Origin of the sequence: Halomicronema sp. CCY15110 (genome assembly GCF_016888165.1) — a bacterium.
Classification (GTDB): domain Bacteria; phylum Cyanobacteriota; class Cyanobacteriia; order Phormidesmidales; family Phormidesmidaceae; genus Halomicronema.
Genome location: NZ_JACSWC010000051.1, coordinates 1 through 879, shown reverse-complemented (window position 1 = coordinate 879; position 879 = coordinate 1). Strand labels below are relative to the sequence as shown.

Sequence of the window (879 nt, the reverse complement as noted above, 5' to 3'; positions counted from 1 at the left end):
AACTCATGGGGAGTGCTCTGCTCTTTTGCCAATAGCGCCAGGTGGTGGCGAATGAACTGCTCTAGCCACTTGGTTGACGCTTTGCCAGCAGCCACATCCAGCCAGTTTTCGGGAAGGGTCGTCGTCGTCATGAGAGAGAACCTATGAAGTGAGCGATTAACGGCTAAAGCAGCGCGAAGAGAAGCAGGCCGATGAACCAAATTGCCCCAGCCGTAGTCCCGATCGCCATGCCAGCCTTGAGGCCATCAACGGCATCCAAATCGCGCCTGCCCTGAAAGTGCTGTTGGAGGGCCAGAAAGCCCTCTCTGAAGCAGTTGAACATGTTACCTCTGGGGCAATGCCCCTTTACTATATCTTTATTTATCGAAGTTGAGATATCCATATCTAAGTGAGTGAAATTGGATAAGACGTGATGACGAGTTCGGGAATTTTGCCGCGCCGCTTGCCGTTCGAGTTGATCGCCCTTGCCGCTTGAACTTTGTGCATGTAGAAGTCCTCGTACAAATCGCGAATGAAGGGACAGTCAGAATTGGACAGCATCACCTTGACGCCGCGAGTCACCAGCTCTGCAAACGTTCGCCGGAGTCGCTGTTGGTCGCCAGCATCAAACCCATAGCGGCTGTAGCCTGTAAAGCTGCTGGTGGCGTTGATGGGGTGATAAGGCGGATCAAAGTAGACAAAATCTTGTTCATCCACGGCCCAGTCCAGCACAGCGGAAAACTGCCCGCAGCCGATGTCAGTCGTTTGCAGCGCCAACGAAGCTTGCCGCAAAGCCTCGGCATCGCAGACCTTGGGGTTCTTGTAGCGACCCATCGAAGTATTAAACTCTCCTTTGAGATTTTCTCGATACAGGCCGTTAAAGCAGGTTTTGTTGAGATA

General features: G+C 52.6%; 2 protein-coding genes. Both read right to left on the bottom strand.

The annotated features are described in order from the left end of the window. Positions 1–163: 163 nt before the first annotated feature. Positions 164–322, bottom strand: coding sequence for a hypothetical protein (locus JUK32_RS00475; protein WP_204136906.1), 159 nt, complete (start codon positions 320–322; stop codon positions 164–166). Between the two features lie 62 nt (positions 323–384). Then, a partial coding sequence (locus JUK32_RS00470; protein ID WP_204136905.1) for a Dam family site-specific DNA-(adenine-N6)-methyltransferase occupies positions 385–879 on the bottom strand: 495 nt, incomplete at its 5' end.